Consider the following 23744-nt stretch of genomic DNA (forward strand, 5'->3'; position numbering starts at 1 on the left):
AATTTACTCCTGTTCAGGATTACGCAAATAATAGCCGACCCCACGTCTTGTTACAATCCACGTAGGGTTACTTGGATTTTCTTCAATTTTTTCACGTAACCTTCGTACCGTAACATCTACCGTTCGAACATCTCCAAAATAGTCATAACCCCACACCGTTTCAAGTAAGTTCTCACGTGTCATTACTTGTCCAATATGACGGGCCAAATAATGAAGTAGTTCAAACTCACGGTGTGTGAGTTCAATTTGGACACCATCTCTCGACACAACATATGCATCCGGATGAACTGTCAAGTTGCCAATCACAATATCCTTTGTTTCTTTCGTAGACTCTTCAGGAACTTGTCGTCTCCGTAGATTAGCTTTCACTCTTGCAATCAATTCCCTGTTACTAAAAGGCTTAGTTACATAGTCATCGGCTCCGAGTTCCAGCCCCAACACCTTATCAATCTCAGAGTCCTTTGCAGTTAACATGATAATCGGCATCGTCTGCGTTTTCCTTATTTCTCTGAGTACTTCATTCCCATCTTTGTTAGGGAGCATGACATCTAATAAGATCAATTCAGGCTTTTCACCTTGAGCTAGTTGAATGGCCTCATCACCATCATAAGCACAAATCACCTGATACCCTTCTTTTTCCAAATTAAACTTCAATATATCTGCAATTGGTTGTTCATCATCTACAACTAAGATTTTCTGACTCATTATCGTCACTTCCTTTTCACCATTGCTACTTCTATTTTATCGTAAATTAATCAATCTGTCTTTACCTGCAATAATTCGCCAAAGCTGATGGGAAATCCTGCTTTTTTGTATATTCCCCCAAATAACGGAATTTGTACCTATAACAAAAAGAAAGAAGGCAAATAATTCCTTCCTTCTTTCGTGTTACCTGAATTTATTAAAGATAATCTAATGGGTTTTGTAATACACCATCTTTGTATAATTCAAAATGTAAGTGGATTCCAGTTGAGTTGCCTGTTGAACCCATTATTCCTATCTTTTTCCCTTTTTCAACGGTTTGGCCCACTGAAACATCAATTGATGAAAGATGTGCATAGATGGTTTTCATTCCATTATTATGGTTTATAACGATTCTATTACCAAAACCGCCTAGATAACCAGCTGATTCAACCACACCGTTGTCTGCAGCTAATATATTCCGATTTGATGGCCTCGCTATATCAATCCCCTTATGCATTCTTCCCCAGCGCTCACCTACATGGCTAGAAATATAGCCTCCAACAGCTGGCCAAGAAAATTCACCTGTGCCTCTAGATGGGATTACCTTCGTTCCTTTAACAATAACTTTCTTTACCGCTTCTGATTCAATATTTCCTTCTATAATATCTTTCTTTGTTTGTTTTCCGTTTACTTTTTCAATTGCATAAAGAACTTCTTTGGTGCCGTCTTGTCCTTCTTGTCTAACTTCTTCTTCTCCTTTGTAAAGGTCATCCGATTCTATAATCTCCGTTTCGTATGGAATCGTCTCTTTCGCACGTTTTTCTTCCTTTACAATTACATGAACAAATGGCTTATAATCCATTACATTAATTTCCTGACCAATTTGTATTACCGAATCTTTTGTAAGCTCCGGATTTAAATCAAAAAGTCTATCCGTTGATAAGTCATAGCTACCCGCTATAGCACCAAGAACTTCTCCTTCTTGTACGGTGTGGACTTTTTCTTCAAGTGTTCCTTTCTCAAGCAATGTTATTCCTTGTTCGATTGACATAACTTCACTAGGTAGTGATTTCCCTTTATTTATAGATACTCCCTCAGAAAGAATGACATCTTTAACTAACGTTTCGCCAGGTTCAAGAGAAACATCATCTTGCTGTTTGTCTACTTCAATTTCTTCGAGTATCGCTTCATCTACATATTTCATTTTATATAATCTGATGACCTCATCTGCAGATTCTTTATCATGGAAATAGCCAATCGTTTCATCTGCTATCTTCAGTTCAAATACATCCGCCATCACGGTGACCTCTTGCTTTAAAGCCTCTGCTACCTTATCATTGTTGTATGACGGGTTAAATACCTTTTCAGAAATTAAATCTATATCTTCTCCGATAATTAGATTAGTATTTTCATAGTTTTCCTTCGCTTCATCAAGCTTATCTGTCATTATGTTTTCAGCAATATCTTGATTATTCACCTTTCCAATATGCTCACCATCTACATATACATGAAAAATGGTCTCAAGATTAGATACTTCCTCTGCATAAGCAGTATTTATTGTTAATCCAAGCCCTAAACATGTCGTCATAGCAATCGTCTTTACGAATCCAAATTTCGTCATTTTTCGCATATTTCCCGCAGTTTTTTCTCCACTGGTATGTAAATAAGACATAAATTGTACTCCTTTGTATCTATTAACAGATTCATTTTCCACCTATTAAATCCTAACATAGGTAGATTTAATTAGAAATAACTTACCTAGAAATGTAATAAAATTGTATTATTGTCTCCATTTTTTAACAATGTTTTCTAAAATACAAGCAATTCAAACAAAAAAAGACGCCTAGAATCGAAGCGCCTTTACAGATACATATTATACTTACGAACGATATACACTTCTAACGACATTTGTCTGCGTGCGATCAGGACCAACAGAAAAGATTGATAAAGGTATTTCTGTTAATTGTGCGATACGTTCTAAGTAATGACGAGCATTTACAGGTAATTCATTTATACTTTTCACACCTGTAATATCTTCTGTCCAACCAGGCATTTCCTCATATACAGGTTCACATTCCGCTAACACTTTCAAGCTAGCAGGGAATTCCTTTATGATATCCCCTTTATAACGATATGCTACACAAATTTTTAACGCCTCAATACCAGTTAGTACATCCAATGAATTCAAAGATAGATCGGTAATGCCACTTACACGACGTGCATGTCTTACTACAACACTATCAAACCAGCCAACACGACGCGCTCTACCAGTAGTTGTTCCATACTCACGGCCAACTTCGCGAATTTGGTTCCCAATTTCGTCATGTAATTCAGTTGGAAATGGGCCATCTCCAACACGAGTTGTATATGCTTTTGACACGCCAACAACATGATTTATTTTTGTTGGGCCTACCCCAGAACCAATAGTAACACCACCTGCAATTGGGTTTGAAGAAGTTACAAACGGATATGTTCCTTGGTCAATATCGAGCATAACACCTTGAGCACCTTCGAATAATACACGGCGGCCCGCATCAAGTGCATCATTTAGTACGACCGAAGTATCACAAACATAAGGTGCCATCTTCCTACCGTATTCAAAATACTCCTGCAGGATGTCCTCTACTTGCATTGCCTGGGCTTCATAAACCTTTTCAAATAAACGATTTTTCTCTTTTACATTTTGCTCTAATTTTTCTCGAAATGCGGATTTATCCATTAAATCTGCAACACGAATTCCCACCCGTGCTGCCTTATCCATATATGCAGGTCCAATTCCCTTTTTCGTTGTACCAATCTTATTTCTGCCTTTTTCTTCTTCTTGTAACATATCTAACTGCAAGTGGTAAGGCAAAATAACGTGAGCACGATTACTAATACGAAGATTATCCGCCCGAATATTACGTTCATGTAAGTACGATATTTCTTGGACGAAAGCCTTTGGATCAATTACCATTCCATTACCCAATACACAAATCTTATCTTCAAAAAATATTCCAGATGGGATTAAATGTAGTTTGTACGTAACATCATCAAATTTAATGGTATGTCCAGCATTGTTACCACCTTGATAACGAGCAACGACTTCAGCATTTTGCGATAGAAAGTCAGTAATCTTCCCTTTTCCTTCATCGCCCCACTGTGTTCCAACTACAACTACTGAGGACATTGTGCACCTCCACTGTATTTTTAAAGTATGATTTTATTAATAACTACAATAATTTTAACAATGGCTAAAACAGATGTCAACACAAAAGACGAACGATTATCTCAAAAAGATTGTTAATGTACGGATAAATATTTTATTTCCTTATTTAGGTGATACGAAGCAGAATAATTTAAGCCGTTAAACAAATAATAGGTTAAAAGCTTAAACGGTGTTAGATATACGAGGTGAAAGAATGTCTTTAAATGAACCTAGACTATCCATTGCATTAGCGAATAAATTAAAAAGCAATCTAGAGAACTTATCATTTGAGATAAATCAATTAGTACATACGGTGGATCAGAAGAAATCTAATTTACTCAATGAATTTGAAGAGATCCATCATCTTTTTCATGATGTTCAGGTAAGCACTGCATCCTATTACTTAAAATCTTACTTAGCACCGTTTACAGAACAGTTTGAGGTAATATCTATCGCTATCCAACATTTATCTGAACGGAATCATGGAGCTTTAATTGTTATTCAACGTAAAGACAACCTTGAAAATTTCGTTCATTCTGGTATTCCTATTCATGCTAAACTAACCTTTCCACTTCTAGAAACCATCTTTTATAGGAATAGTCCATTACATGATGGTGCTGTATTAATATGTAACGATAAAATCATCTCTGCTTCTAATGTTTTGCCAGTATCCGATCATAAAGTTGGTATGAAAAAGCTTGGAACAAGACACCGTGCTGGTATCGGATTATCTGAGCAAACTGATGCGCTTGTTCTAATTGTTTCAGAGGAAACTGGGAAAGCTTCCTTTGCACTTGGAGGGAATTTATATCCGATAATGATGAAAGGACTGTAAATAGGCTCTTATCGAATTGATTGTCGCTATTGATATAAAATGCGCAATAAGTGCTTTGTTGATTTCCGCTCCGAGCAGCCAGTACGCTTTCCGCGGGCACGGCCTCAGCCTCCAAAGAAGCAAAGAGCGCTTCTTCTGGAGTCTTCGGACACGTGCTTTTCCCGCAGGAGTCGACTGGCGGCCCTCCGCTCCAATCAACCACATACTAGCAATAACATTATTAGTAAGTTGAATAGCACAATCCTAGTGGAGGCAATACACGTAGACTTCTGCGGGAGGACAGGCCTAGGTGAGACTACGTAGTGCGTTAGCACGGAGTAGGCTCACCAGCCGCCCGCGAAAAGCGAAGTGTATTGCCGGAACGGTCGAAGATGTACTATCTCAATTACTGCGCATTTTATATCTTTTACGTCACAGCTCAATCTTGTAAAAGATAAATATCTATTAAAAATAGACACAAAAAGAACAGCCCAAATTTAGGCTGTTCTCATTCTAGGCAGGTACAGGCGGTACATCACTATTCTGATAGCGGTGGTCCAAATCTACAAATTTATTATATTCTTTTACAAAAGCTAACTCCACAGTTCCTGTTGGACCATTACGTTGTTTTGATATAATGATTTCTATAATATTCTGTTTCTCTGATTCTTTATCATAGTAGTCATCACGATATAGGAATCCAACAATATCAGCATCCTGCTCAATACTTCCTGATTCACGTAAATCAGACATCATTGGTCGTTTATCTTGACGTTGTTCTACTCCACGTGAAAGCTGTGATAATGCAATTAGTGGTACTTGTAATTCACGAGCTAATCCTTTTAGTTGACGAGAAATCTCTGAAACTTCTTGTTGGCGGTTTTCTTTTGAATTGGCACTTCCTTGTATTAACTGCAAATAGTCAATCAAAATCATGCCTAAACCATGCTCTTGTTTTAATCTACGACATTTAGAGCGTATTTCGTTTACACGTATCCCTGGTGAGTCATCAATGTAAATCCCAGCATTCGATAAAGAACCCATCGCCATTGTTAACCTACTCCAGTCCTCCGCTTCTAATTGTCCATTACGAAGTCGTTGTGCATCAATATTCCCTTCCGCACAAAGCATACGTTGAACGAGTTGGTCAGCACCCATTTCTAAACTAAAAATAGCAACATTCGTATCTGTATTTACGGCAACATTTTGTGCGACATTAAGTGCAAATGCTGTTTTACCTACAGATGGCCGAGCTGCGATAATAATGAGGTCATTCTGCTGGAATCCAGACGTTATTTTATCTAAATCATGGAAACCAGTTGGAACACCCGTTACATCACCAGTTTGTTCATGAAGCTGCTCAATTTTATCATAAACATCAATTAGTACATCTTTAATGGATTTAAAAGCTCCAGAATTTTTCTTTCCAGATACTTCTAAAATTCCCTTTTCTGCCTCACTTAGTACATCTTCTACTTCATCTTCTCTTTCAAAACCAGCAGTAACAATATCTGTTGCTGTACGAATTAATCTTCGGAGCAATGCCTTTTCTTCTACTATTTTACAATAATACTCAATATTAGCAGCAGTAGGCACACTTTCTGCAATTTGAGTAAGGTATGCGACCCCTCCAACTTCTGGAAGTTGTTTCACATCATTTAAATAGGTTGTAATGGTAACAACATCTATTGGTTCACCACGGTCAGATAGTTTCATCATTGCTGCAAAGATCCGTTGATGACTTGCACGATAGAAATCCTCTGCAACTAATAATTCTGAAGCAGTAGAGAACGCCTCAGGTTCTAAAAATATGGCACCAATAACGGACTGCTCTGCTTCTAAATTATGCGGTGGTGTACGATCATTTAATGATTGATTCATTTATATCTCCCCTTTGCCTAAGAAGGACTCGAGTAATAGTCTGAGGTTTACATGAAGGTTTATGAATTGAAGCGTAACTACGACCTGAAAAGTAGAAGAAATCGGCAATTTCCCATACCGATTCCTTACTACATATTACATCTATTAAAATACTTATTTCTCTTCAACATGAACTTTAATTACTCCCGATACTTCATTATGGAGCTTCACTGGTACATTGGTAAAACCTAATGCACGAATCGGTTGTGCTAAATCCATTTTTCGCTTATCAATTTTAATTCCTTGTTGTTTCTCAAGTGTTTCGGCTATCTGTTTACTTGTAATGGAACCAAATAAACGTCCACCATCACCTGCTTTTGCTTTAATTTCTACAGTAAGACTAGCTAACTTTTCCTTTAATTGGATTGCCTCATCTTTTTCCTTTTGTTCGAGTTCTGCATCTTTACGTTTCTTTGCATCTAATACTTTTAGGCTTCCAGTAGTTGCTTCTTCCGCTAATTTATTTTTCAATAAATAATTACGAGCATATCCATCAGAAACGTTTTTAACTTCGCCTTTTTTCCCCTTGCCTTTAACATCCTTTAGAAAAATAACTTTCATTACGTTTCTCTCCCTTCAAAATACTCTTCAAGAATTTGTTTTAACAAGACTTCTACCTCGACAAGGCTTGTATCTTCTATTTGTGTGGCAGCATTCGTTAAATGTCCTCCGCCATTCATCTTTTCCATAACAACTTGGACATTCACTTCACCAAGTGACCTTGCACTTATTCCTATTTTACCATCTTCTCTTTCAGAAATAACGAATGAGGCATTTATTCCACTCATCGTAAGTAATGTATCAGCTGCTTGTGCAATAAGTACAGGACCATACGTTATACCAGAATCAGCTTTTGAAATGGCAACAGAATCCCTATACACTTCGGCACGCTCAATTAACTTACTCCGCTTGATATACAGGTCTAAATCTTCCTTCATAAATTTCTGTACAAGTACGGTATCCGCACCTTTAGATCGCAAATAAGAAGCAGCATCAAATGTCCTTGATCCAGTACGCAATGTGAAGCTTTTCGTATCAACGATAATTCCAGCTAGTAATGCTGTTGCCTCGAGCATTTTTAACTTTAATCCTTTAGGTTGATATTCTAGTAATTCCGTTACTAACTCAGCAGTAGATGATGCATAAGGCTCCATGTATACCAATGTGGGGTTATCAATAAAATCTTCTCCCCTGCGATGGTGGTCAATGACAACCTTATAATCTGTCTTATTTAAAAGACTGGCATCAGCAACCATACTTGGTTTATGTGTATCAACAACGACCACCAAACTTTGACTCGTCACTATTTCTTCAGCTTCAAACGGTTCAATAAAGTGCTGCCATACCTCACTATCAGCCTTAAGTGCTTCAATAAGCCGATACACACCCGTATCGATATCATCTGGGTCTACAACGATATAACCATTTACATTATTCGTCCTTGCAATATTTAAAATACCAATTGCAGCACCAATCGAATCCATATCAGGTGACTTGTGTCCCATAATAATAATGTTGTCACTAGCCCTAATAAGCTCTGTTAACGCGTGTGAAATAACCCTTGCCCTTACTCTGGTTCGTTTCTCCATTGGATTTGTTTTCCCACCATAGAAACGAACCTTACCATTATCATTCTTAATTGCGACTTGGTCACCACCACGCCCTAGCGCTAAATCTAAGCTTGTTTGCGCTAGTTCACCTAATGCAGGAAGTTGCAATTCCCCTGTCCCAACACCAATACTTAGTGTGACTGGATTATTCTGTTCGCCGTTCATTTCTCTAACTTCATCAAGAATATCAAATTTTACCTTTTCAAGATTTTGTAAAATTTTCTTGGTACCTACAGCGAGAAACCTTTCTTGTGATGTTCGTTTTAAATATAAACCATAATCACTCGCCCATTTATTTAGTACCGATGTAACTTCTGAGTTCAACTGGCTTTTAGCTGTATCATCCATGTTTTGCGTGATTTCTTCATAATTATCTAGGAATATAAAAGCTAAAACCGTTTGATCATTCTCATATAACGTCTCTAATTCAATTTGTTCTGTACGATCTAAGAGATACAATAGACGTTCTTCTTTTTTTACGAGGACTAGAAATTTAACATCATCAATTTCTATCCATACTTCCTCTTTATTTTCCTTTATCATTGGAATTAACGTTTCAGATAGAATATGAAGTGATTCACCAACAAGGGAATCTTCCCCAGTAAATTTATTCATATACGGATTTGACCAGTCAATCTGATAATCATCATTGTATAAAATAATTCCAAAGGGCATTTCTAATAACGCTTCTTCGCCTACTTTTTTTATTCGATGTGAAATTGCAGAAATATATGCCTCTGTTTTATCAAGTAGTGCTTTTTCTGTTTTCACAGTATAATAAAAAGATGCTGCTAAGAGAGGTGTCATAATAATCCCTAGCACCCATTCAAGATACCATATAAACGCTAAGAGAATAATGGATAAGATGTAAATTACCCATAAATGCCTGCTAAGTGTAGGCTTTCTCTGAATATCTGGCATATTTTTCAGCTCCTATAAAGCACCAGCTTTGCCTATTATTTTTTCTCTATCAATTTATCCCTAAATTTAAAGCCTATATCCATTATACCTAAGAATGTGATGAAAAAAAGCATGATAGGAATAAATAATGCAATAACAGTAATCAGTACAGCTATAAATTTCGAGATATTCTTATGATGCGTATAAAAGAAAATAAAGGAAAAACCTTGTATTAATACGATCAATTCAGTAAGGATTAACATGTTTTGAACCGCAATATATAGGAAATTTGATGGGTCGGTTATCAAGAAGGAAAGAATCAATGCCATCAAATAAACCCATATGATTGACGATGGAAAACGTAATGTTCGAAACGGTGGAAACTTCAGTTTCTGCTTATCCACTCGATTTAAGAATTTATAACCTATCCATTGGCTAATAAATGCCATTACTAATGCGACTGCAACTAGAAATACTGGAATTAACATCGACATGTAACTAATCTGTAACTCGATAATCTCCTCTATTTGACCGGCTTGTTCTTCCACACCGAATTGTTCAAAAAGGCCTGCACTCATCTCAACAGAATCTGTTACGATATCTTGAAAATTAAAATTAATATCCAGTAGCGTTTGTGTAATCACAAATAACAGTAACAAACCAACAATAAAACCAAGTGTTCCTCCAGCTAGCGTTTCATAAGCAGAGCGTTGCTTATGAATCCCACTCCCAATCATGAGTCCACCAATTCCCATTACAATGGTTGCCAATAACATGATTGTAGCAAATATAGCTGTTAAGATACAGGCAGCTATAAACATGAGTAAAGACGGCTTAAATCCATATCTCGATGCATAGATAATAAACGGTATTGGCAATAAGAACAGGATGATCGATGATAAAAAAGGAATAATTAATGAAATGACAAGCAATACCATAAATATCGCTAATATTAATGCACCATCTGTAATTTTTTTCGATTGATTCATATAGCTATAGCACCTCGTCCAAAGTATCTAAAAAGTAGATTTAACATATTCCATCATACCATGAATAATAGGTATAATGTTACCAGTTTACATTATTCGCTATATCAATCCTCATTAGTCTCTAATCCATTATAACTGATAGAACGCCGCTATAGGACTGTCATTTTTTGTTATAAATTGAAGAAACATCATTTCATTTTGAAAGCTTTTACTTAGATAATCTATTATAATAGTTTGGTAAGGAATATTTCCATCAAGTAAATACTTATTCTAATTATGGTTAGAGATAACTTTTATTAGTAAGGACTGAAGAAAATGATTGTCTGGAATATCTTTGTTAATAGTATTAAATTGCCAAATAAACAGGCAATGTTCAAATTAAATCGTGTTGGGCTTGATCATGCAGTTTTTTATAACTTTTTGTTACTATTTATTGTTTCTCTTCCATCACTTATCAAACGATTAACCGATACAAATGCAATTGGAGCTGACATGAATGTTATATTTACACTGATATATTTCTTCATGTTTTATTATCTCCCAATTACAATTATTGTATTTGTAATCCTTTCTGGTATAGCATACATAGGTAAGATCATTGCTAGATTAACAAAAAGGAAACTACACTACTCTCTTTTATGGAAAATCAGTTCATTTACAACAACGATTCCGTTTCTTTTATATACGATTCTTGCACTTGTGTTCCCCGTAAATGATATTTATTTACTATTTTCCTTCATCTATTCGATTGCTCTAATCATTAAGATGATTCACCATTACCCTATAAGAAGAAAAAATCGTTAAATAATAATACAAAAAACCTCTAAATCGACCATTAGGCATGATTTAGAGGTTTTTAATCAATCTGCTACGTAAGGCAATAATGCCATTTGACGAGCGCGTTTAATAGCTATTGTAAGTTTGCGTTGGTATTTAGCAGATGTTCCAGTTACACGACGAGGAAGAATTTTTCCACGTTCTGAAATGAAACGTCTTAATAAATCAACATCTTTGTAGTCAATGTGTGTAATTCCGTTCGCTGTGAAGTAACACACTTTACGACGCTTTGCACGTCCGCGACGAGCTGCCATTCGAAACACTCCTTTATAAAATTTATTTAGAAGACTTGGCTGTCATCAAGCCTTTCGGTGATAGCCTTAGGGGAAGTTCGGTTAAAAACGCGACGTCCTATCGCAACACCGAACTGACCTACATCCTGTAGGCCCAAGTCAGTTGCACTGTCTTTTTAAACCATTAGAACGGCAAATCATCATCTGATATATCAATCGGTTCACCATTATTTTTAAATGGATCCTCGGTTGGTTGATTCTGATTTGGTTGAAATTGGTTTTGGTTAAATTGATTTTGATTTTGATTTTGATTTTGGTTTTGATTTGGATTAAATTGGTTCTGATTTTGGCCTAATGAACTTTGTCCGCCCCCTGAGGAGCCTTTTGATTCTAGAAATTGAATGCTTTCAGCAACAATTTCTGTTACATAAACCATCTTGCCATCTTGTCCTTCATAATTACGTGTTTGCACACGGCCATCGACACCTATTAAATTACCTTTTTTCATGTAATTAGCTAGGTTTTCGGCCTGTCTGCGCCATACGACACCATTAATAAAGTCAGCTTCACGATTACCTTGTTGGTTTGTGAAAGGTCGATTAACAGCAATGTTAAAGTTAGCAACTGCTACTCCAGTTGGCGTATAACGTAATTCAGGATCCCTCGTTAATCTGCCTACTAATACGACACGATTTAACATCAGAACCACTCCTTATTATTTTTCATCTACTCGAATTGCTATATGACGAATAATATCATCACTAAACTTAGCTAAGCGATCAAATTCATTTACTGACTTTTCATCACCGCTGAAGTTAATAAGAATATAATATCCATCACGATAGTCATTGATTTCATATGCTAGGCGTTTTTTGCCTTTTTCATCAACTTTTTCAATCTCCGCTCCATTATCAGTTAGAATCTTGTTGAAGCGCTCAACTAAAGCTGTTTGTGCTTCTTCCTCGATATCTGGGCGGATGATGTACATAATTTCGTATTTTCTCATCCGTTACACCTCCTTTTGGTCTTAGCGGCCCTTATCTCTGAAGATAGAACTTCTACGAATAAGAGCAAGGAGCAATTTAATTTAATTACTCACAATGATGAATTATACCAAATCTTTTATAAAAAAACAAGCATTCGAGAGATCCTAATTTGTTATACACCATATAACCTTACACATTAAATCGGAAGTGTATGATATCGCCATCTTTTACGATGTACTCTTTCCCTTCCAATCGAACCTTACCTTTTTCCCGTGCATGTGCCATCGTTCCAGCTTCAAGCAAATCATCGTAAGATACTGTTTCAGCTCGGATAAATCCTCTTTCAAAATCGGTATGAATAATTCCTGCTGCTTGAGGCGCTTTAATCCCTTTTCGGAACGTCCATGCACGTACTTCTTGTACACCCGCTGTGAAATACGTTGCAAGCCCTAGTAGGCTATAAGAGGCCTTTATAAGCTTATCAAGACCTGATTCATTGATACCTAATTCCTCTAAAAACATTACCTTTTCTTCTGCATCTAATTCAGAAATTTCTTCTTCTATTTTAGCACAAATAACGATAACTTCCGCGCCTTCTTTTGCTGCATATTCTCTAACCTTTTGTACATTCTCGTTCGTATCACTATCCTGTACTTCATCTTCAGCTACGTTTGCAACATATAACGTTGGCTTGCTAGTTAATAAATGTAGACCTTTAACTATCTTCAATTGATCATCACTAAATTCAATGGCACGAGCAGGTTTTTCTTCTTCAAGACCTGCTTTTAATTTCTCAAGCACATTAAACTCTGCAACCGCCTCTTTATCTTTCTGCCTTGCAAGTTTTTCTACACGCTGATAACGTTTATTTACTGTTTCTAGATCAGCCAAAATAAGCTCTAAGTTAATGACTTCAATATCGTCAATTGGATCTACAATACCTGCAACATGTGTAATATTCTCATCTACAAAGCAACGTACAACTTGGCAAATCGCATCAACCTGACGAATGTGAGATAAGAACTGATTCCCTAGTCCTTCTCCTTTACTTGCACCTTTAACAATACCAGCAATATCCGTAAACTCAAATGTGGTTGGTACAGTCTTTTTTGGTTGTACTAATTCAGTTAATTTATTTAAACGTTCGTCTGGAACTTCAACAATCCCAACATTCGGATCAATTGTAGCAAAAGGATAATTTGCTGCTTCTGCTCCTGCCTGTGTTATTGCATTAAAAAGCGTAGACTTCCCTACGTTCGGTAGTCCGACGATTCCTGCTGTTAGCGCCATTTACTTTCCACTCCTTAAGGGGTTCTTACATTAGAACGCGTTCATTACTCTCATTATAGGTACTAGTAAAAGAAAAGACAAATACATAAAAAACAAAAATAGGTACTAAATAGATACCTATTTTCCAAATTTCACTCTATCATTTTTACTTTTTCAGATACTTTATTACTACTATTTTAGCATTTCCTATGAAGTTTCGTCTATTTTTAAGAAACTTCCTACTCTCCAGCCTTTTCCACTACTTTTTTTATTTTTTTTACAAATTCACGTCTTGGGAGCATAACACTATGATTACAACCAAGGCATTTAATCCGAATATCCATCCCCATTCGAATTATTTTCCAACGATTTTCTCCACAGGGATGTTGCTTTTTCATTTGAACAACATCATTTAATCCAAACTCTTTCTCTACCATTTGGCAATCTCCTTTTTTTGCTATTATTATACCTAAATTTCGATCGCTGTGCTTGTACTTTTTATATTTTCTACAACGTTAAAATTATTAACTTTTCTTCCATAATGGAAAAAGCAATAGTCTAGTTAATACATATAGATTTAAGATACCATAAATCGGATAAATAAAACTTATTAGTGTTGAGAAACCAATGGTTGTTAACGGAATCATCGTAATCAATACTACGATAACAATCCAAACAAACGGTTTATTTGTAAACTCGCTAATTCTTGTAACAATCCCTAAGATACCTGATGCAGCTGTTGTAAAGATAGCAAACCATAACATAACTGACATAAATATAAGTATTTCAAATGGATAGTGCTTTAATATCGCAAATAGCGGAATTTCATATAATAAAATTTCATCAGCAATTTGAATTAAACTATTATTGTAAATAAAAGATACAATCCCTAATATTAGTCCACTACCTATCGATGCAATAAGTATTTCCTTTTTTGATGTTACTTTATCACCGATCGCTCCTAAGACAGCTATTAACGGCAAGATGTTTAAAGCAGTAAACGGAAATGCAGCTGTCCAATTACGCTGTTCTGACATATGTGAAAACAAATGTAAATCTTGATCATAAGTAAATAATATAAGAATAAAAAGAAGTCCTCCAATCAATAATGGCAAAATTAATTGATTGATTGCAAGCAGTCCATCAATATTTTTCATAAATAATACAACTAAAGCGACAACGATAACGGCTATTCCCCACCATTTGGAGTAATTAAATGCTTGTCCTGTAGCTCCACTACCAGCAATCATCACAACTGTTGTTGAAAACAAATAGAAAAATATCATTACATCGTAGAATTTCACAAGCTTCTCTCCGACAATCTCCCTTAATACTGGTAAATAATGTGTTGATTTCTTCTTATAACTAATTTCCATAATGACTGTACAGCAGATAGAAAAAAAGATTGTAAATAAGAGAATAGCTAGTCCACTTTCATGCCCAAAAAACTGCCATAACTCCCTGCCAGACGCATATCCTGCACCAATTGTTGTACCAACGATTAAAAACATCCATTTCATACCCGCACTCCACATTATATTTCCTCCAATATTTTAAGAATCAATGTATATAAAGATAAAAAAAACCGTATACTATACCAATATGATTTTGGAGGATAAGCTATGAATCTAAAAAGCCGATTTGGAAATTTTAATGAAAACTTTCGTATGGTACATAACGACCCATCCTTATATAAGACAATGAGCGATAAAATCATTTCATGGCTTCCAGAACTTCCTCGTGAATATGTTGTCATATGTATAGGTACAGATCGCTCAACAGGGGATGCACTTGGGCCACTGACTGGTTCATTACTCGAAGAATTAAAACCAAGACACCTGAGCGTATATGGAACATTGCATGAGCCTGTTCATGCTACTAATTTGGAGGAAAGCATTAATAAAATTGAGAGCACTCATCGAAACCCTTATATTATTGCAATTGATGCATGTTTAGGAAAGAACAGCTCAATCGGTCATTTAATTGCAGCAAAAGGCCCACTAAAGCCAGGTGCAGCGCTTAATAAAGCCTTACCAGAAGTTGGAGATATACACATCACTGCCGTCGTCAATATCGGAGGATTTATGGAGTATTCCGTTTTACAAAATACGAGGCTTTCCGTAGTGATGGATATGGCGAAACAAATTGCCTCCCTATTAGACCACATTGACAGGAGATTAAAATATAATTACTCCATCCCAGCAGTCGTAACAAAAGGTATTGAAGAAAGGCATTCTATCTAAACATCAAGAAAAAGGTAGCTAGTTTCCTCAACTAACTACCTTTTTCTTGGTTGATTTCCTTTTTTTCTTTTAACTTATTATTTTTAACGCTTTTATATAATCCTTCTATCTTCGTAAAAATCCATTGCAATGCTAATCCTTGAACAATGATTCCTACAATAGAAGTAATAGTAAGTAACCATATGGACATATTATTTTCAATAACAAATATTTCGCGGCCAAAAAATAATAAATGCCCATATGAAACATATAATGCATCCGTAAAATGAATAATGGAGTTTTCTATTTTCAGAAGCACAAATGATTCTATGATCAACAACATATTTATAACTGTTATAACCATTGATAATGAACGATAAGATAATCGATCGATAAATGGAGAAACATAATATTTTGTAATTGTTTTTATGCGAAATAGATAAATTACCCTTACAATTCTTGCCACTTGGAAGAACTGATCAAATGGAATGATGGCTATGACCAGAAATGGATTTCGCTTCATAAATGACCATTTATTCTCAGCTAAAATAATGCGAACAATGAAGTCAATGGTAAACACAGCCCAAACGATCCAATTGATACTACTGTTAACGGTACTTTCTGTAAAAATTGACGTAATGGCCATCATAACCAAGAGAAGCATGATTCCCTCATATATTATTTTCATTACTTTTTGCATATCTTTAACCCCACTATCTAAACTTCATTCTACCATTAGCAATCCAATCTATTAAATAAGCTGGTAGATATAATAGATTAAAATAACGGTGAAGATAGATGGTAATAGATTCCCTATCCGTATTTGCGTTAGCTTGAGCATATTCAAGCCAATGGCAACAATGAGTAGTCCTCCTACAGCAGTCAATTCCGTAATTAAACCATTTAATAATGCTTCTGGGATCCACTTATCAATATATGTAGCAAATAAAGCAATGGATCCTTGGTAAACGATGACTGGTATGACCGATAGCATGACACCCATACCAAGTGTTGTTGTTAATACTAAACTAGTAAATCCATCCAATATACCTTTTGTTATTAGTACACCATGGTCCCCACGAATACCACTATCTAGAGCGCCTATAATTGCCATGGCACCAATACAAAACACTAAGGTTGCTGTTACAAAACCTTGTGAAATACTAACATCATCACTTGTTGTCGCAAACTTACTCCCTATCCATGTCCCAAAGTGATTTAATACATCCTCAATACGAAGGACCTCACCAATAATTGCCCCTGAAAGTAAACTTAGTAACACAATAATAACTTGGTCTGTTGAAATGGCCATTTGTAAACCGATTAAGATCACGACTAAACCAATTCCTTGCATGACTGTTTCTTTATATCTTTCTGGGATTCTCGTAAAAAATAAACCAAGCATACTCCCAATTACAATAAGTCCCCCATTAACCAGTGTACCGAATAAAACCATTTCCCCATCTCCATCTATGTATATTAGCGATTAAACAACATGTTTCACGTGGAACATTTTGTTATTCATTTTATCCTACTATTTACCAACTAGAAATTCAATGCAAGAAATAGTATGTGATTCATATGGTTCCTTTTCATCTTTTATCCATTTAATTGATGTATGCTGAGTCATAATATGTATAAACTCCAAACTAACTTAATTCAGATTATCTTAAATCGGAGCACATCTCGCCGTCTGGGATCGCTCCGGGCGGATGCTTTCCGCGGGCACGGCCTCAGCCTCCTCAGAAGCACAGAACGCTTCTTCCGGGGTCTTCGGACACGTGCTATTCCCGCAGGAGTCACCGCCCTGCACTCACCCAGACTAGTGAAGTAGTACGATGCTTTTTGACTTTACGTATCGAAGGAGATAATGGTTAGTAACTTAAACTCAGTGGAGGAAAGACACGTAGACTCCTACGGGAGGATAGGCCTAGGTGAGACTGCGTAGTGCGACAGCACGGAGGAGGCTCACCAGCCGCCCGTGGAAAGCGAAGTGTCTTTCCGGAACGGTGTATTCAAGACTATTCTGAATTAAAGAGATCAACACTTTACATCAACTATTAATTAGATATAATACACAAAAAAAGACTGACAACACTTAGATGTCAGTCTCTACACGTTATTCTTCCAGCATCTCTATAATTCGTTCTAAATCATCATCCGTGTAAAATTCAATTTCGATTTTCCCTTTACGTTTCCCACGTTGTATCGTAACTGCCGTTCCTAAGCGGTCCCTAAGTATGGATTCCCTATCACTGAGAAACATATCTTTTTTCGGCTTTTCTTTCTTGTTTTCTGGTTTTTGATTTAAAATATGAATTAATTTTTCTACCTGTCTTACATTTAGCTTTTCTTTCCTAATTTTATTAACTAATGGCCTTAACTTTTCTTTATCTTTTAAACCGAGTAATGTTCGGCCATGGCCCATGGATAACTCACCATTATTAATAGATGCAATGATATAATCTGGTAAGGATAGTAACCGGACCATATTAGCAATATGTGATCGACTCTTTCCTAAACGACTAGATAATTCCTCTTGTGTTACCCTAAGTTCATGCATTAAATTTGCATATGCTTGCGCTTCTTCAATTGGAGTCAAATCTTCACGTTGTAGATTTTCCAACAATGCCAGTTCCATCATCTTTTCATCAGATAACTCTTTAACAATGACTGGAATCTTTTTAAGACCAGCCTCTTTAGCTGCTCGAAAACGTCTCTCACCAACGACGATTTCATACCCTTTAATACTTTTCCGAGCAATAAGTGGTTGAAGAATACCATATTGTAAGATAGATTCCTTCAACTCTTCTATGGCATCCGCATGAAACGTCTTCCTAGGTTGGTATGGATTTGGTCTACATTGTGTGATAGCAATTTCTTGGATAGAATCTTTGTCTTCTTTTTCTATTTCTGGAAAAAAGGCATTAATACCTTTACCCAACCCTCTCGCCACTAGCCATCACTTCCTTCGCTAATTCAAGATAAACCTCTGCTCCTTTTGATCTTGGATCATATGTTATGATTGGTTGACCATGACTTGGCGCTTCCCCGAGTCTTACATTTCTTGGAATAATTGTTTGATAGACTTTATCTTGAAAATATTTTTTAACTTCTTCAATTACTTGAATACCTAAATTCGTCCGTGCATCAAGCATTGTCAGTAACACACCTTCAATCATTAAGTTCTTATTCAAATGCTTTTGCACAAGCCTGACAGTATTGAGTAATTGACTTAATCCTTCAAGGGCATAATATTCACATTGAACTGGTATAATCACTGCGTCTGAGGCAGTTAATGCATTTAACGTTAATAACCCTAATGAAGGAGGACAATCAATAACAATATAATCATAAGAATCCTTTAGGCTTTCTAAAGCCTTTTTTAAACGAATCTCTCTAGAAATAATTGGAACAAGTTCAATTTCTGCTCCAGCTAATTGAATAGTAGCAGGAATAATATCCAAATTATTTACATTTGTTGATATTACTACTTCCTCAGCTGGTAGGTCATCAACTAAAACATTGTATACGCATTTGCTAACATCAGCTTTATTTACCCCAACTCCACTCGTTGCATTACCTTGTGGGTCAGTATCTACAACCAGTACCTTATTCCCCATATATGCAAGACAGGCACTTAAATTCACTGATGATGTTGTTTTCCCGACGCCACCTTTTTGGTTTGCGATGGACATTATTTTTCCCATGTTGACACCTTCCTAAAACTATATACATTCTATTCTATCATTTTTTTCAATAAAACTACTATATATTTAGCATATTTTATCTATTTGTCATATGAAAGGAATAGATTGCTATTTACCTTTAAAAAATACCCATCTTACGCTTAAGATGGGTACTCAATGTATGTGATCGTATCATTTCTTTTTTGGTATTTTAACGGTAATTTGGTAGTAATCATCATATTCCTTCTCATCGGATTCTACATCAACACCTGTTTTTGTTACCATACTGAGCGACTGACGTATCGTATTCATCGCAATACGTATATCTTTATTGATTCCTTTAAATTTTGCACGTTTCTTTTTGTTCTCTTTCGGCTCAAGTACTTTTTCGATTCTTTCTTCTGTCTGTTTGACATTTAAATCATGTTCTACAATCAATTGTAACATCTGGATTTGCTTCTCCGGATCCTTCAATTTAATTAATGACCTTGCATGACGTTCCGTAATTGATTTGTTCAATAAGGCTTCATGCACTTCTTCTGGAAGCTTCAGCAGACGTAATTTATTTGCAATAGTAGATTGATTTTTCCCTAATCTTTGGGCTAGCGCCTCTTGTGTAAGAGAATGCATTTCTAATAATTTTGAGTAGGCATATGCCTCTTCAATCACAGTAAGTTCCTCACGCTGAAGGTTTTCTATTAATGCTACCGATGCCGTTTCAGTATCTGACATTTCTCGAATAATAGCAGAAATATTCTCCCATTCAAGCGTTTGTACCGCTCTCCAGCGACGTTCCCCTGCAATAATTTCATAGTGATCTTCTTCCATTCGCCTTACAATAATAGGTTGGATCATCCCATGTGTGTGAATGGTTTGCGCCAACTCTTTTATTTTTTCATTATTGAAGATTGTTCTTGGCTGATAGCGATTGGGAACAATACTTTTTACAGGAAGTTGAACGACTTCATCCGGGTTATAAGGCACTTCTTCTTCTGTTTCTGTTTCAGATGACGTAACCTTATCTCCAAAACCAAAAATACGATTAAAAGGATGCACCACTATTTGACACCACCTTTAAATTCTATAAATAGTTTCTATGTAAGAAATTGTTTCACGTGAAACAATTTGTGAGTGTTTCAGATTAATTGATTGCTATTCTCGATAAGTAAGCTACCCTATAAGGGCGCAACCTATCTATTATGTGTATTTATCCTAAATATATTTTACCATAGTTAAACGCAGAAAAGTATTAATATATTTACTAGATTTATCGTTTGTGATACAAAAAGAAGCCATGATGCGCGCTATTCAATTGGGGTTTTGTTTGGCACGCCCGCTTTTCTAGGATACTTAAGAGGTGATTTTTTCTTTTTATGAATAATGATAATAGTCCGTTCGCTTTCTTCCTTTGGTAAAGTAAAAGAATGAATACCTTCTACTTCCCCGCCAAATAGCTTTATTCCTTGTTTGGCTTTTTCTAATTCGTCCCCTGCTTGAGCACCCTTCATAGCAATAAAAACACCATCCTTTTTAGCTAAAGGTAGGCATAACTCACTAAGTACGGACATTCGTGCCACAGCTCTTGCGGTTACAAGATCAAATGTTTCTCGAAAATCTTTGTTCTTACCGAAGTTCTCTGCTCGGTCATGATAGAAGGAAACATTTACTAAATCTAGTTCATTTGCCAAATGGTTTAAAAAGCCAATTCGCTTTTGCAGAGAGTCGACAATTGTTACCTTTACATTTGGAAAACAGATTTTTAGTGGAATACTTGGAAAACCAGCCCCTGCCCCTACATCACAAATCGTTCGTTCTTCAGAAAAATCATAATAAAAAGCAGCAGTAATCGAATCATAGAAATGTTTTAAATAGACATCTTCTTGATTTGTTATTGCTGTCAAATTTATTTTTTCATTCCATTGAACAAGTAACTTATAGTACGTGCTAAATTGTTCTAATTGCTTATTGTCTAATTCAATTCCCTTTTCGAGTAAAGCATTTTTAAATTGTTCAGGGTTCATAGATACTGTATCTCCTAACATTTTAACTTTAAACTTTAAATTTTTAGCGCTTCTCTTATTGTTTGTTGTTATTTCTATAAACGGTTGAGCAAAGTGCTGTACCCGATTCCACTTCGAGCAGTACGGAGCACCTTAGGTACGGAATCAGCCTCGTCAGCATAACATCACACAAAGAAAATTTCCCTTTATTTTCGAGGAGTTGACTTCCCTCTACTCCAATCAACAATCATAATAGTGCTAAACTATATTATTTACTTGATTAGAAAGCATTGATTAGTGGAAGAAAGACACGATGACTCAATGAAAGTGTCTTTCCGGAATGATATGATTTAGTAAAATCCTTCACTTAGTCCACAGTATATATTAACTTGTAGTTACGTTTCAATAATTGAAAAAAGCAACATTCTTTTAGAAGACAGCCTATTCTTTTAAAAAAACTGCCAATTAGTTTAGAAACTAATTGGCCACTTTCGCAATTTGCCCATGTTCAATATATACAAGTAAAATGGAGATATCTGCAGGGTTGACACCTGATATTCTTGATGCCTGACCTAATGATAATGGTCGAACCTTTTTAAGTTTTTGTCTTGCTTCCGTAGCTAAACCACTTATCGCATCATAATCAATATCTTCGGGTACCTTTTTGTCCTCCATTTTCAACATGCGTTCAACTTGTTCTTTTGCCTTTTTAATATACCCTTCATACTTAATTTGAATACCAACTTGATCTTTAACGTCATCTGATAGCATTTCATTTACCTCTATCATTTGTTCAATAAGATCATAATTAATCTCAGGGCGTTTAAGCAAATCGTACGCTTTAACTGCTTCTTTTAAAGGAGCCGCATCTGCTTCTTCTAATAATTGATTAATTGTTTCACTCGGTTTAATAATAATCTTATTTAACCGTTTCTTTTCCTCTTCTACACGTTGCTTTTTCATGATAAAACGCCCGTAACGCTCTTCAGAGATTAAACCAATGTTATAGCCTAACTCTGTTAAACGTAAATCAGCGTTATCATGCCTTAAAAGCAAGCGATATTCCGCACGAGAGGTTAACAGACGATATGGTTCATTCGTACCCTTTGTTACTAAGTCATCAATTAACACACCAATATAACCTTGAGACCTATCGAGAATAACAGCATCTTGACCAAACACTTTTCTAGCAGCATTAATACCAGCCATTATTCCTTGACCAGCTGCTTCCTCATAACCGGAAGTACCATTAATTTGGCCAGCTGTAAACAAATTAGAAATTACTTTGGTTTCCAATGTTGGCCATAATTGAGTAGGTACAACAGCGTCATACTCAATAGCATAACCTGGACGCATAATTTCTGCATTTTCTAGACCTGGAATTGATTTAATCATCTTATGCTGAATCGACTCAGGTAACGAGGTTGACAAACCCTGAACATAAACTTCCTCTGTATCTCTTCCTTCTGGTTCAAGGAAAATTTGATGGCGAGGTTTATCATTAAAACGAACGATTTTATCTTCAATTGATGGACAATAGCGTGGACCTGTACCACGTTTTGCACCAGAATACATTGCAGACAAACCTAAATTTTCATTAATTACTTTATGCGTAAATTCATTCGTATACGTTAACCAGCAAGGAATTTGATCTGTTATAAACGCTGTTGTTTCATACGAGAAACCTTGCGTTTTTTCATCACCTGGTTGAATTTCAGTCTTGGAGTAATCAATTGTATGACTATTTACTCTTGGAGGTGTCCCCGTTTTAAACCTTACTAATTCTAGGCCAAGCTCTTCTAAATGCTCTGATAGTTTTAGTGATGGACGCTGGTTATTGGGACCACTTTCGTACTCTAAATCCCCCATTAAGACCTTACTACGCATATAGGTACCTGTAGTAATTACTACTGCCTCCGCGTGGTAAGCAGCATTTGTCTCTGTAATGACACCCTTACATACGCCATCTTCTACGATTAATTTTTCAACCATTCCTTGGCGGATCGTTAGATTTTCTTCATTTTCAATTAAATTTTTCATTTCTCTACTATAAAGAGCTTTATCCGCTTGGGCTCTTAATGCTTGCACTGCAGGACCCTTACCTGTATTCAACATTCGCATTTGAATGTATGTTTTATCAATAACCTTCCCCATGACCCCACCTAGTGCATCAATTTCACGAACAACGATTCCTTTTGCAGGACCACCGATTGATGGATTACAAGGCATAAAGGCAATCATATCTAAGTTTAATGTAAGCATTACTGTTTTTGCTCCCATTCTCGCTGCAGCAGTGGCAGCCTCAACACCTGCATGCCCCGCACCAACGACAATTACATCATAATTACCGGCATTATAAGTCATTTATTTCATCCTTTCTATATAATAAATTTCCCAAATTATT

General features: G+C 36.0%; 23 protein-coding genes. 3 read left to right on the forward strand and 20 right to left on the reverse strand.

Annotation, left to right across the window (positions count from 1 at the left end):
* Positions 1-3: 3 nt before the first annotated feature.
* The 3 genes from yycF to D8M05_RS10780 form a co-directional block, all read right to left on the reverse strand.
* Positions 4-705, reverse strand: coding sequence for a response regulator YycF (gene yycF, locus D8M05_RS10770; protein WP_121131653.1), 702 nt, complete (start codon positions 703-705; stop codon positions 4-6).
* A 196-nt stretch (positions 706-901) separates the two neighbouring features.
* Entirely contained in the window at positions 902-2356 is a 1455-nt protein-coding gene (locus D8M05_RS10775) for a peptidoglycan DD-metalloendopeptidase family protein (protein ID WP_245985300.1), read from the reverse strand.
* 207 nt (positions 2357-2563) lie between these two features.
* The gene (locus tag D8M05_RS10780; protein WP_121131654.1) at positions 2564-3853 is read right to left on the reverse strand and encodes an adenylosuccinate synthase; all 1290 of its coding nucleotides are present in this window, start codon (positions 3851-3853) and stop codon (positions 2564-2566) included.
* A 232-nt stretch (positions 3854-4085) separates the two neighbouring features.
* Between D8M05_RS10780 and cdaS the strand changes: the two genes are divergently transcribed.
* On the forward strand, positions 4086-4706 hold the full coding sequence (gene cdaS, locus D8M05_RS10785; protein WP_121131656.1) for a sporulation-specific diadenylate cyclase CdaS: 621 nt from the start codon (positions 4086-4088) through the stop codon (positions 4704-4706).
* A gap of 492 nt (positions 4707-5198) precedes the next feature.
* Here the strand turns inward: cdaS and dnaB are convergent, their stop codons facing one another.
* The 4 genes from dnaB to D8M05_RS10805 all read right to left on the reverse strand — a co-directional run bounded on the left by dnaB (position 5199) and on the right by D8M05_RS10805 (position 10104).
* Positions 5199-6566 carry a replicative DNA helicase gene (gene dnaB, locus D8M05_RS10790; RefSeq protein WP_121131658.1) on the reverse strand — a complete coding sequence of 456 codons (1368 nt, stop codon included), beginning with the start codon at positions 6564-6566 and terminating at the stop codon, positions 5199-5201.
* A gap of 153 nt (positions 6567-6719) precedes the next feature.
* Positions 6720-7166, reverse strand: coding sequence for a 50S ribosomal protein L9 (gene rplI, locus D8M05_RS10795; RefSeq protein WP_121131660.1), 447 nt, complete (start codon positions 7164-7166; stop codon positions 6720-6722).
* The gene (locus D8M05_RS10800) at positions 7166-9136 is read right to left on the reverse strand and encodes a DHH family phosphoesterase (RefSeq protein ID WP_121131662.1); all 1971 of its coding nucleotides are present in this window, start codon (positions 9134-9136) and stop codon (positions 7166-7168) included. Before D8M05_RS10800 ends, rplI begins: the two co-directional genes overlap by 1 nt.
* A 35-nt stretch (positions 9137-9171) precedes the next feature.
* Positions 9172-10104, reverse strand: coding sequence for a YybS family protein (locus tag D8M05_RS10805; protein WP_121131664.1), 933 nt, complete (start codon positions 10102-10104; stop codon positions 9172-9174).
* A gap of 315 nt (positions 10105-10419) precedes the next feature.
* Here D8M05_RS10805 and D8M05_RS10810 point away from each other — a divergent pair, with 315 nt between their 5' ends.
* Positions 10420-10908 (forward strand): hypothetical protein, encoded by a 489-nt coding sequence (locus D8M05_RS10810; protein WP_121131666.1) that lies wholly within the window; start codon positions 10420-10422, stop codon positions 10906-10908.
* 56 nt (positions 10909-10964) lie between these two features.
* Here D8M05_RS10810 and rpsR read toward each other — a convergent pair whose 3' ends face one another.
* The 6 genes from rpsR to D8M05_RS10840 form a co-directional block, all read right to left on the reverse strand.
* The gene (gene rpsR / locus D8M05_RS10815) at positions 10965-11195 is read right to left on the reverse strand and encodes a 30S ribosomal protein S18 (protein WP_121131668.1); all 231 of its coding nucleotides are present in this window, start codon (positions 11193-11195) and stop codon (positions 10965-10967) included.
* Positions 11196-11358: 163 nt separating this feature from the next.
* On the reverse strand, positions 11359-11874 hold the full coding sequence (gene ssb / locus D8M05_RS10820; protein WP_121131670.1) for a single-stranded DNA-binding protein: 516 nt from the start codon (positions 11872-11874) through the stop codon (positions 11359-11361).
* 15 nt (positions 11875-11889) lie between these two features.
* On the reverse strand, positions 11890-12180 hold the full coding sequence (rpsF, locus tag D8M05_RS10825) for a 30S ribosomal protein S6 (protein ID WP_121131672.1): 291 nt from the start codon (positions 12178-12180) through the stop codon (positions 11890-11892).
* A gap of 169 nt (positions 12181-12349) precedes the next feature.
* Positions 12350-13450, reverse strand: a complete 1101-nt coding sequence (ychF, locus tag D8M05_RS10830) for a redox-regulated ATPase YchF (RefSeq protein WP_121131674.1) — start codon at positions 13448-13450, stop codon at positions 12350-12352.
* A 218-nt stretch (positions 13451-13668) separates the two neighbouring features.
* A complete protein-coding gene (locus D8M05_RS10835; protein WP_121131676.1) occupies positions 13669-13866 on the reverse strand; it encodes a DUF951 domain-containing protein in 198 nt (65 codons plus the stop codon).
* Between the two features lie 87 nt (positions 13867-13953).
* Complete coding sequence (locus D8M05_RS10840) at positions 13954-14964, reverse strand: YkvI family membrane protein (protein ID WP_121131678.1); 1011 nt, start codon at positions 14962-14964, stop codon at positions 13954-13956.
* Positions 14965-15051: 87 nt separating this feature from the next.
* Between D8M05_RS10840 and yyaC the strand changes: the two genes are divergently transcribed.
* Positions 15052-15672: a spore protease YyaC gene (gene yyaC / locus D8M05_RS10845; protein WP_121131680.1), complete on the forward strand. Its 621-nt coding sequence runs from the start codon at positions 15052-15054 to the stop codon at positions 15670-15672.
* Between the two features lie 31 nt (positions 15673-15703).
* Here yyaC and D8M05_RS10850 read toward each other — a convergent pair whose 3' ends face one another.
* From D8M05_RS10850 to mnmG, 7 genes are all read right to left on the reverse strand, one after another.
* Complete coding sequence (locus tag D8M05_RS10850; RefSeq protein ID WP_121131682.1) at positions 15704-16351, reverse strand: transporter; 648 nt, start codon at positions 16349-16351, stop codon at positions 15704-15706.
* 51 nt (positions 16352-16402) lie between these two features.
* The gene (locus D8M05_RS10855; RefSeq protein ID WP_121131684.1) at positions 16403-17107 is read right to left on the reverse strand and encodes a DUF554 domain-containing protein; all 705 of its coding nucleotides are present in this window, start codon (positions 17105-17107) and stop codon (positions 16403-16405) included.
* A gap of 663 nt (positions 17108-17770) precedes the next feature.
* The gene (locus D8M05_RS10860; RefSeq protein ID WP_121131686.1) at positions 17771-18607 is read right to left on the reverse strand and encodes a ParB/RepB/Spo0J family partition protein; all 837 of its coding nucleotides are present in this window, start codon (positions 18605-18607) and stop codon (positions 17771-17773) included.
* On the reverse strand, positions 18588-19361 hold the full coding sequence (locus tag D8M05_RS10865; protein ID WP_121131688.1) for a ParA family protein: 774 nt from the start codon (positions 19359-19361) through the stop codon (positions 18588-18590). The genes D8M05_RS10860 and D8M05_RS10865 overlap by 20 nt, the downstream gene beginning before the upstream one ends.
* Before the next feature lie 171 nt (positions 19362-19532).
* Positions 19533-20399 carry a nucleoid occlusion protein gene (gene noc / locus D8M05_RS10870; RefSeq protein WP_121131690.1) on the reverse strand — a complete coding sequence of 289 codons (867 nt, stop codon included), beginning with the start codon at positions 20397-20399 and terminating at the stop codon, positions 19533-19535.
* 245 nt (positions 20400-20644) lie between these two features.
* A complete protein-coding gene (rsmG, locus tag D8M05_RS10875) occupies positions 20645-21361 on the reverse strand; it encodes a 16S rRNA (guanine(527)-N(7))-methyltransferase RsmG (RefSeq protein WP_121131692.1) in 717 nt (238 codons plus the stop codon).
* Between the two features lie 456 nt (positions 21362-21817).
* A complete protein-coding gene (gene mnmG, locus D8M05_RS10880) occupies positions 21818-23704 on the reverse strand; it encodes a tRNA uridine-5-carboxymethylaminomethyl(34) synthesis enzyme MnmG (protein WP_121131694.1) in 1887 nt (628 codons plus the stop codon).
* Between the last annotated feature and the right edge of the window lie 40 nt (positions 23705-23744).

The organism is Oceanobacillus bengalensis (genome assembly GCF_003628445.1).
Classification (GTDB): domain Bacteria; phylum Bacillota; class Bacilli; order Bacillales; family Amphibacillaceae; genus Oceanobacillus; species Oceanobacillus bengalensis.

Bases quoted from the DNA above. Each gene is read 5' to 3' on its own strand.
- yycF (WP_121131653.1), bottom strand. From the start codon at position 705: ATGAGTCAGAAAATCTTAGTTGTAGATGATGAACAACCAATTGCAGAT.
- D8M05_RS10775 (WP_245985300.1), bottom strand. From the start codon at position 2,356: ATGTCTTATTTACATACCAGTGGAGAAAAAACTGCGGGAAATATGCGA.
- D8M05_RS10780 (WP_121131654.1), bottom strand. From the start codon at position 3,853: ATGTCCTCAGTAGTTGTAGTTGGAACACAGTGGGGCGATGAAGGAAAA.
- cdaS (WP_121131656.1), top strand. From the start codon at position 4,086: ATGTCTTTAAATGAACCTAGACTATCCATTGCATTAGCGAATAAATTA.
- dnaB (WP_121131658.1), bottom strand. From the start codon at position 6,566: ATGAATCAATCATTAAATGATCGTACACCACCGCATAATTTAGAAGCA.
- rplI (WP_121131660.1), bottom strand. From the start codon at position 7,166: ATGAAAGTTATTTTTCTAAAGGATGTTAAAGGCAAGGGGAAAAAAGGC.
- D8M05_RS10800 (WP_121131662.1), bottom strand. From the start codon at position 9,136: ATGCCAGATATTCAGAGAAAGCCTACACTTAGCAGGCATTTATGGGTA.
- D8M05_RS10805 (WP_121131664.1), bottom strand. From the start codon at position 10,104: ATGAATCAATCGAAAAAAATTACAGATGGTGCATTAATATTAGCGATA.
- D8M05_RS10810 (WP_121131666.1), top strand. From the start codon at position 10,420: ATGATTGTCTGGAATATCTTTGTTAATAGTATTAAATTGCCAAATAAA.
- rpsR (WP_121131668.1), bottom strand. From the start codon at position 11,195: ATGGCAGCTCGTCGCGGACGTGCAAAGCGTCGTAAAGTGTGTTACTTC.
- ssb (WP_121131670.1), bottom strand. From the start codon at position 11,874: ATGTTAAATCGTGTCGTATTAGTAGGCAGATTAACGAGGGATCCTGAA.
- rpsF (WP_121131672.1), bottom strand. From the start codon at position 12,180: ATGAGAAAATACGAAATTATGTACATCATCCGCCCAGATATCGAGGAA.
- ychF (WP_121131674.1), bottom strand. From the start codon at position 13,450: ATGGCGCTAACAGCAGGAATCGTCGGACTACCGAACGTAGGGAAGTCT.
- D8M05_RS10835 (WP_121131676.1), bottom strand. From the start codon at position 13,866: ATGGTAGAGAAAGAGTTTGGATTAAATGATGTTGTTCAAATGAAAAAG.
- D8M05_RS10840 (WP_121131678.1), bottom strand. From the start codon at position 14,964: ATGTGGAGTGCGGGTATGAAATGGATGTTTTTAATCGTTGGTACAACA.
- yyaC (WP_121131680.1), top strand. From the start codon at position 15,052: ATGAATCTAAAAAGCCGATTTGGAAATTTTAATGAAAACTTTCGTATG.
- D8M05_RS10850 (WP_121131682.1), bottom strand. From the start codon at position 16,351: ATGCAAAAAGTAATGAAAATAATATATGAGGGAATCATGCTTCTCTTG.
- D8M05_RS10855 (WP_121131684.1), bottom strand. From the start codon at position 17,107: ATGGTTTTATTCGGTACACTGGTTAATGGGGGACTTATTGTAATTGGG.
- D8M05_RS10865 (WP_121131688.1), bottom strand. From the start codon at position 19,361: ATGGGAAAAATAATGTCCATCGCAAACCAAAAAGGTGGCGTCGGGAAA.
- rsmG (WP_121131692.1), bottom strand. From the start codon at position 21,361: ATGAACCCTGAACAATTTAAAAATGCTTTACTCGAAAAGGGAATTGAA.
- mnmG (WP_121131694.1), bottom strand. From the start codon at position 23,704: ATGACTTATAATGCCGGTAATTATGATGTAATTGTCGTTGGTGCGGGG.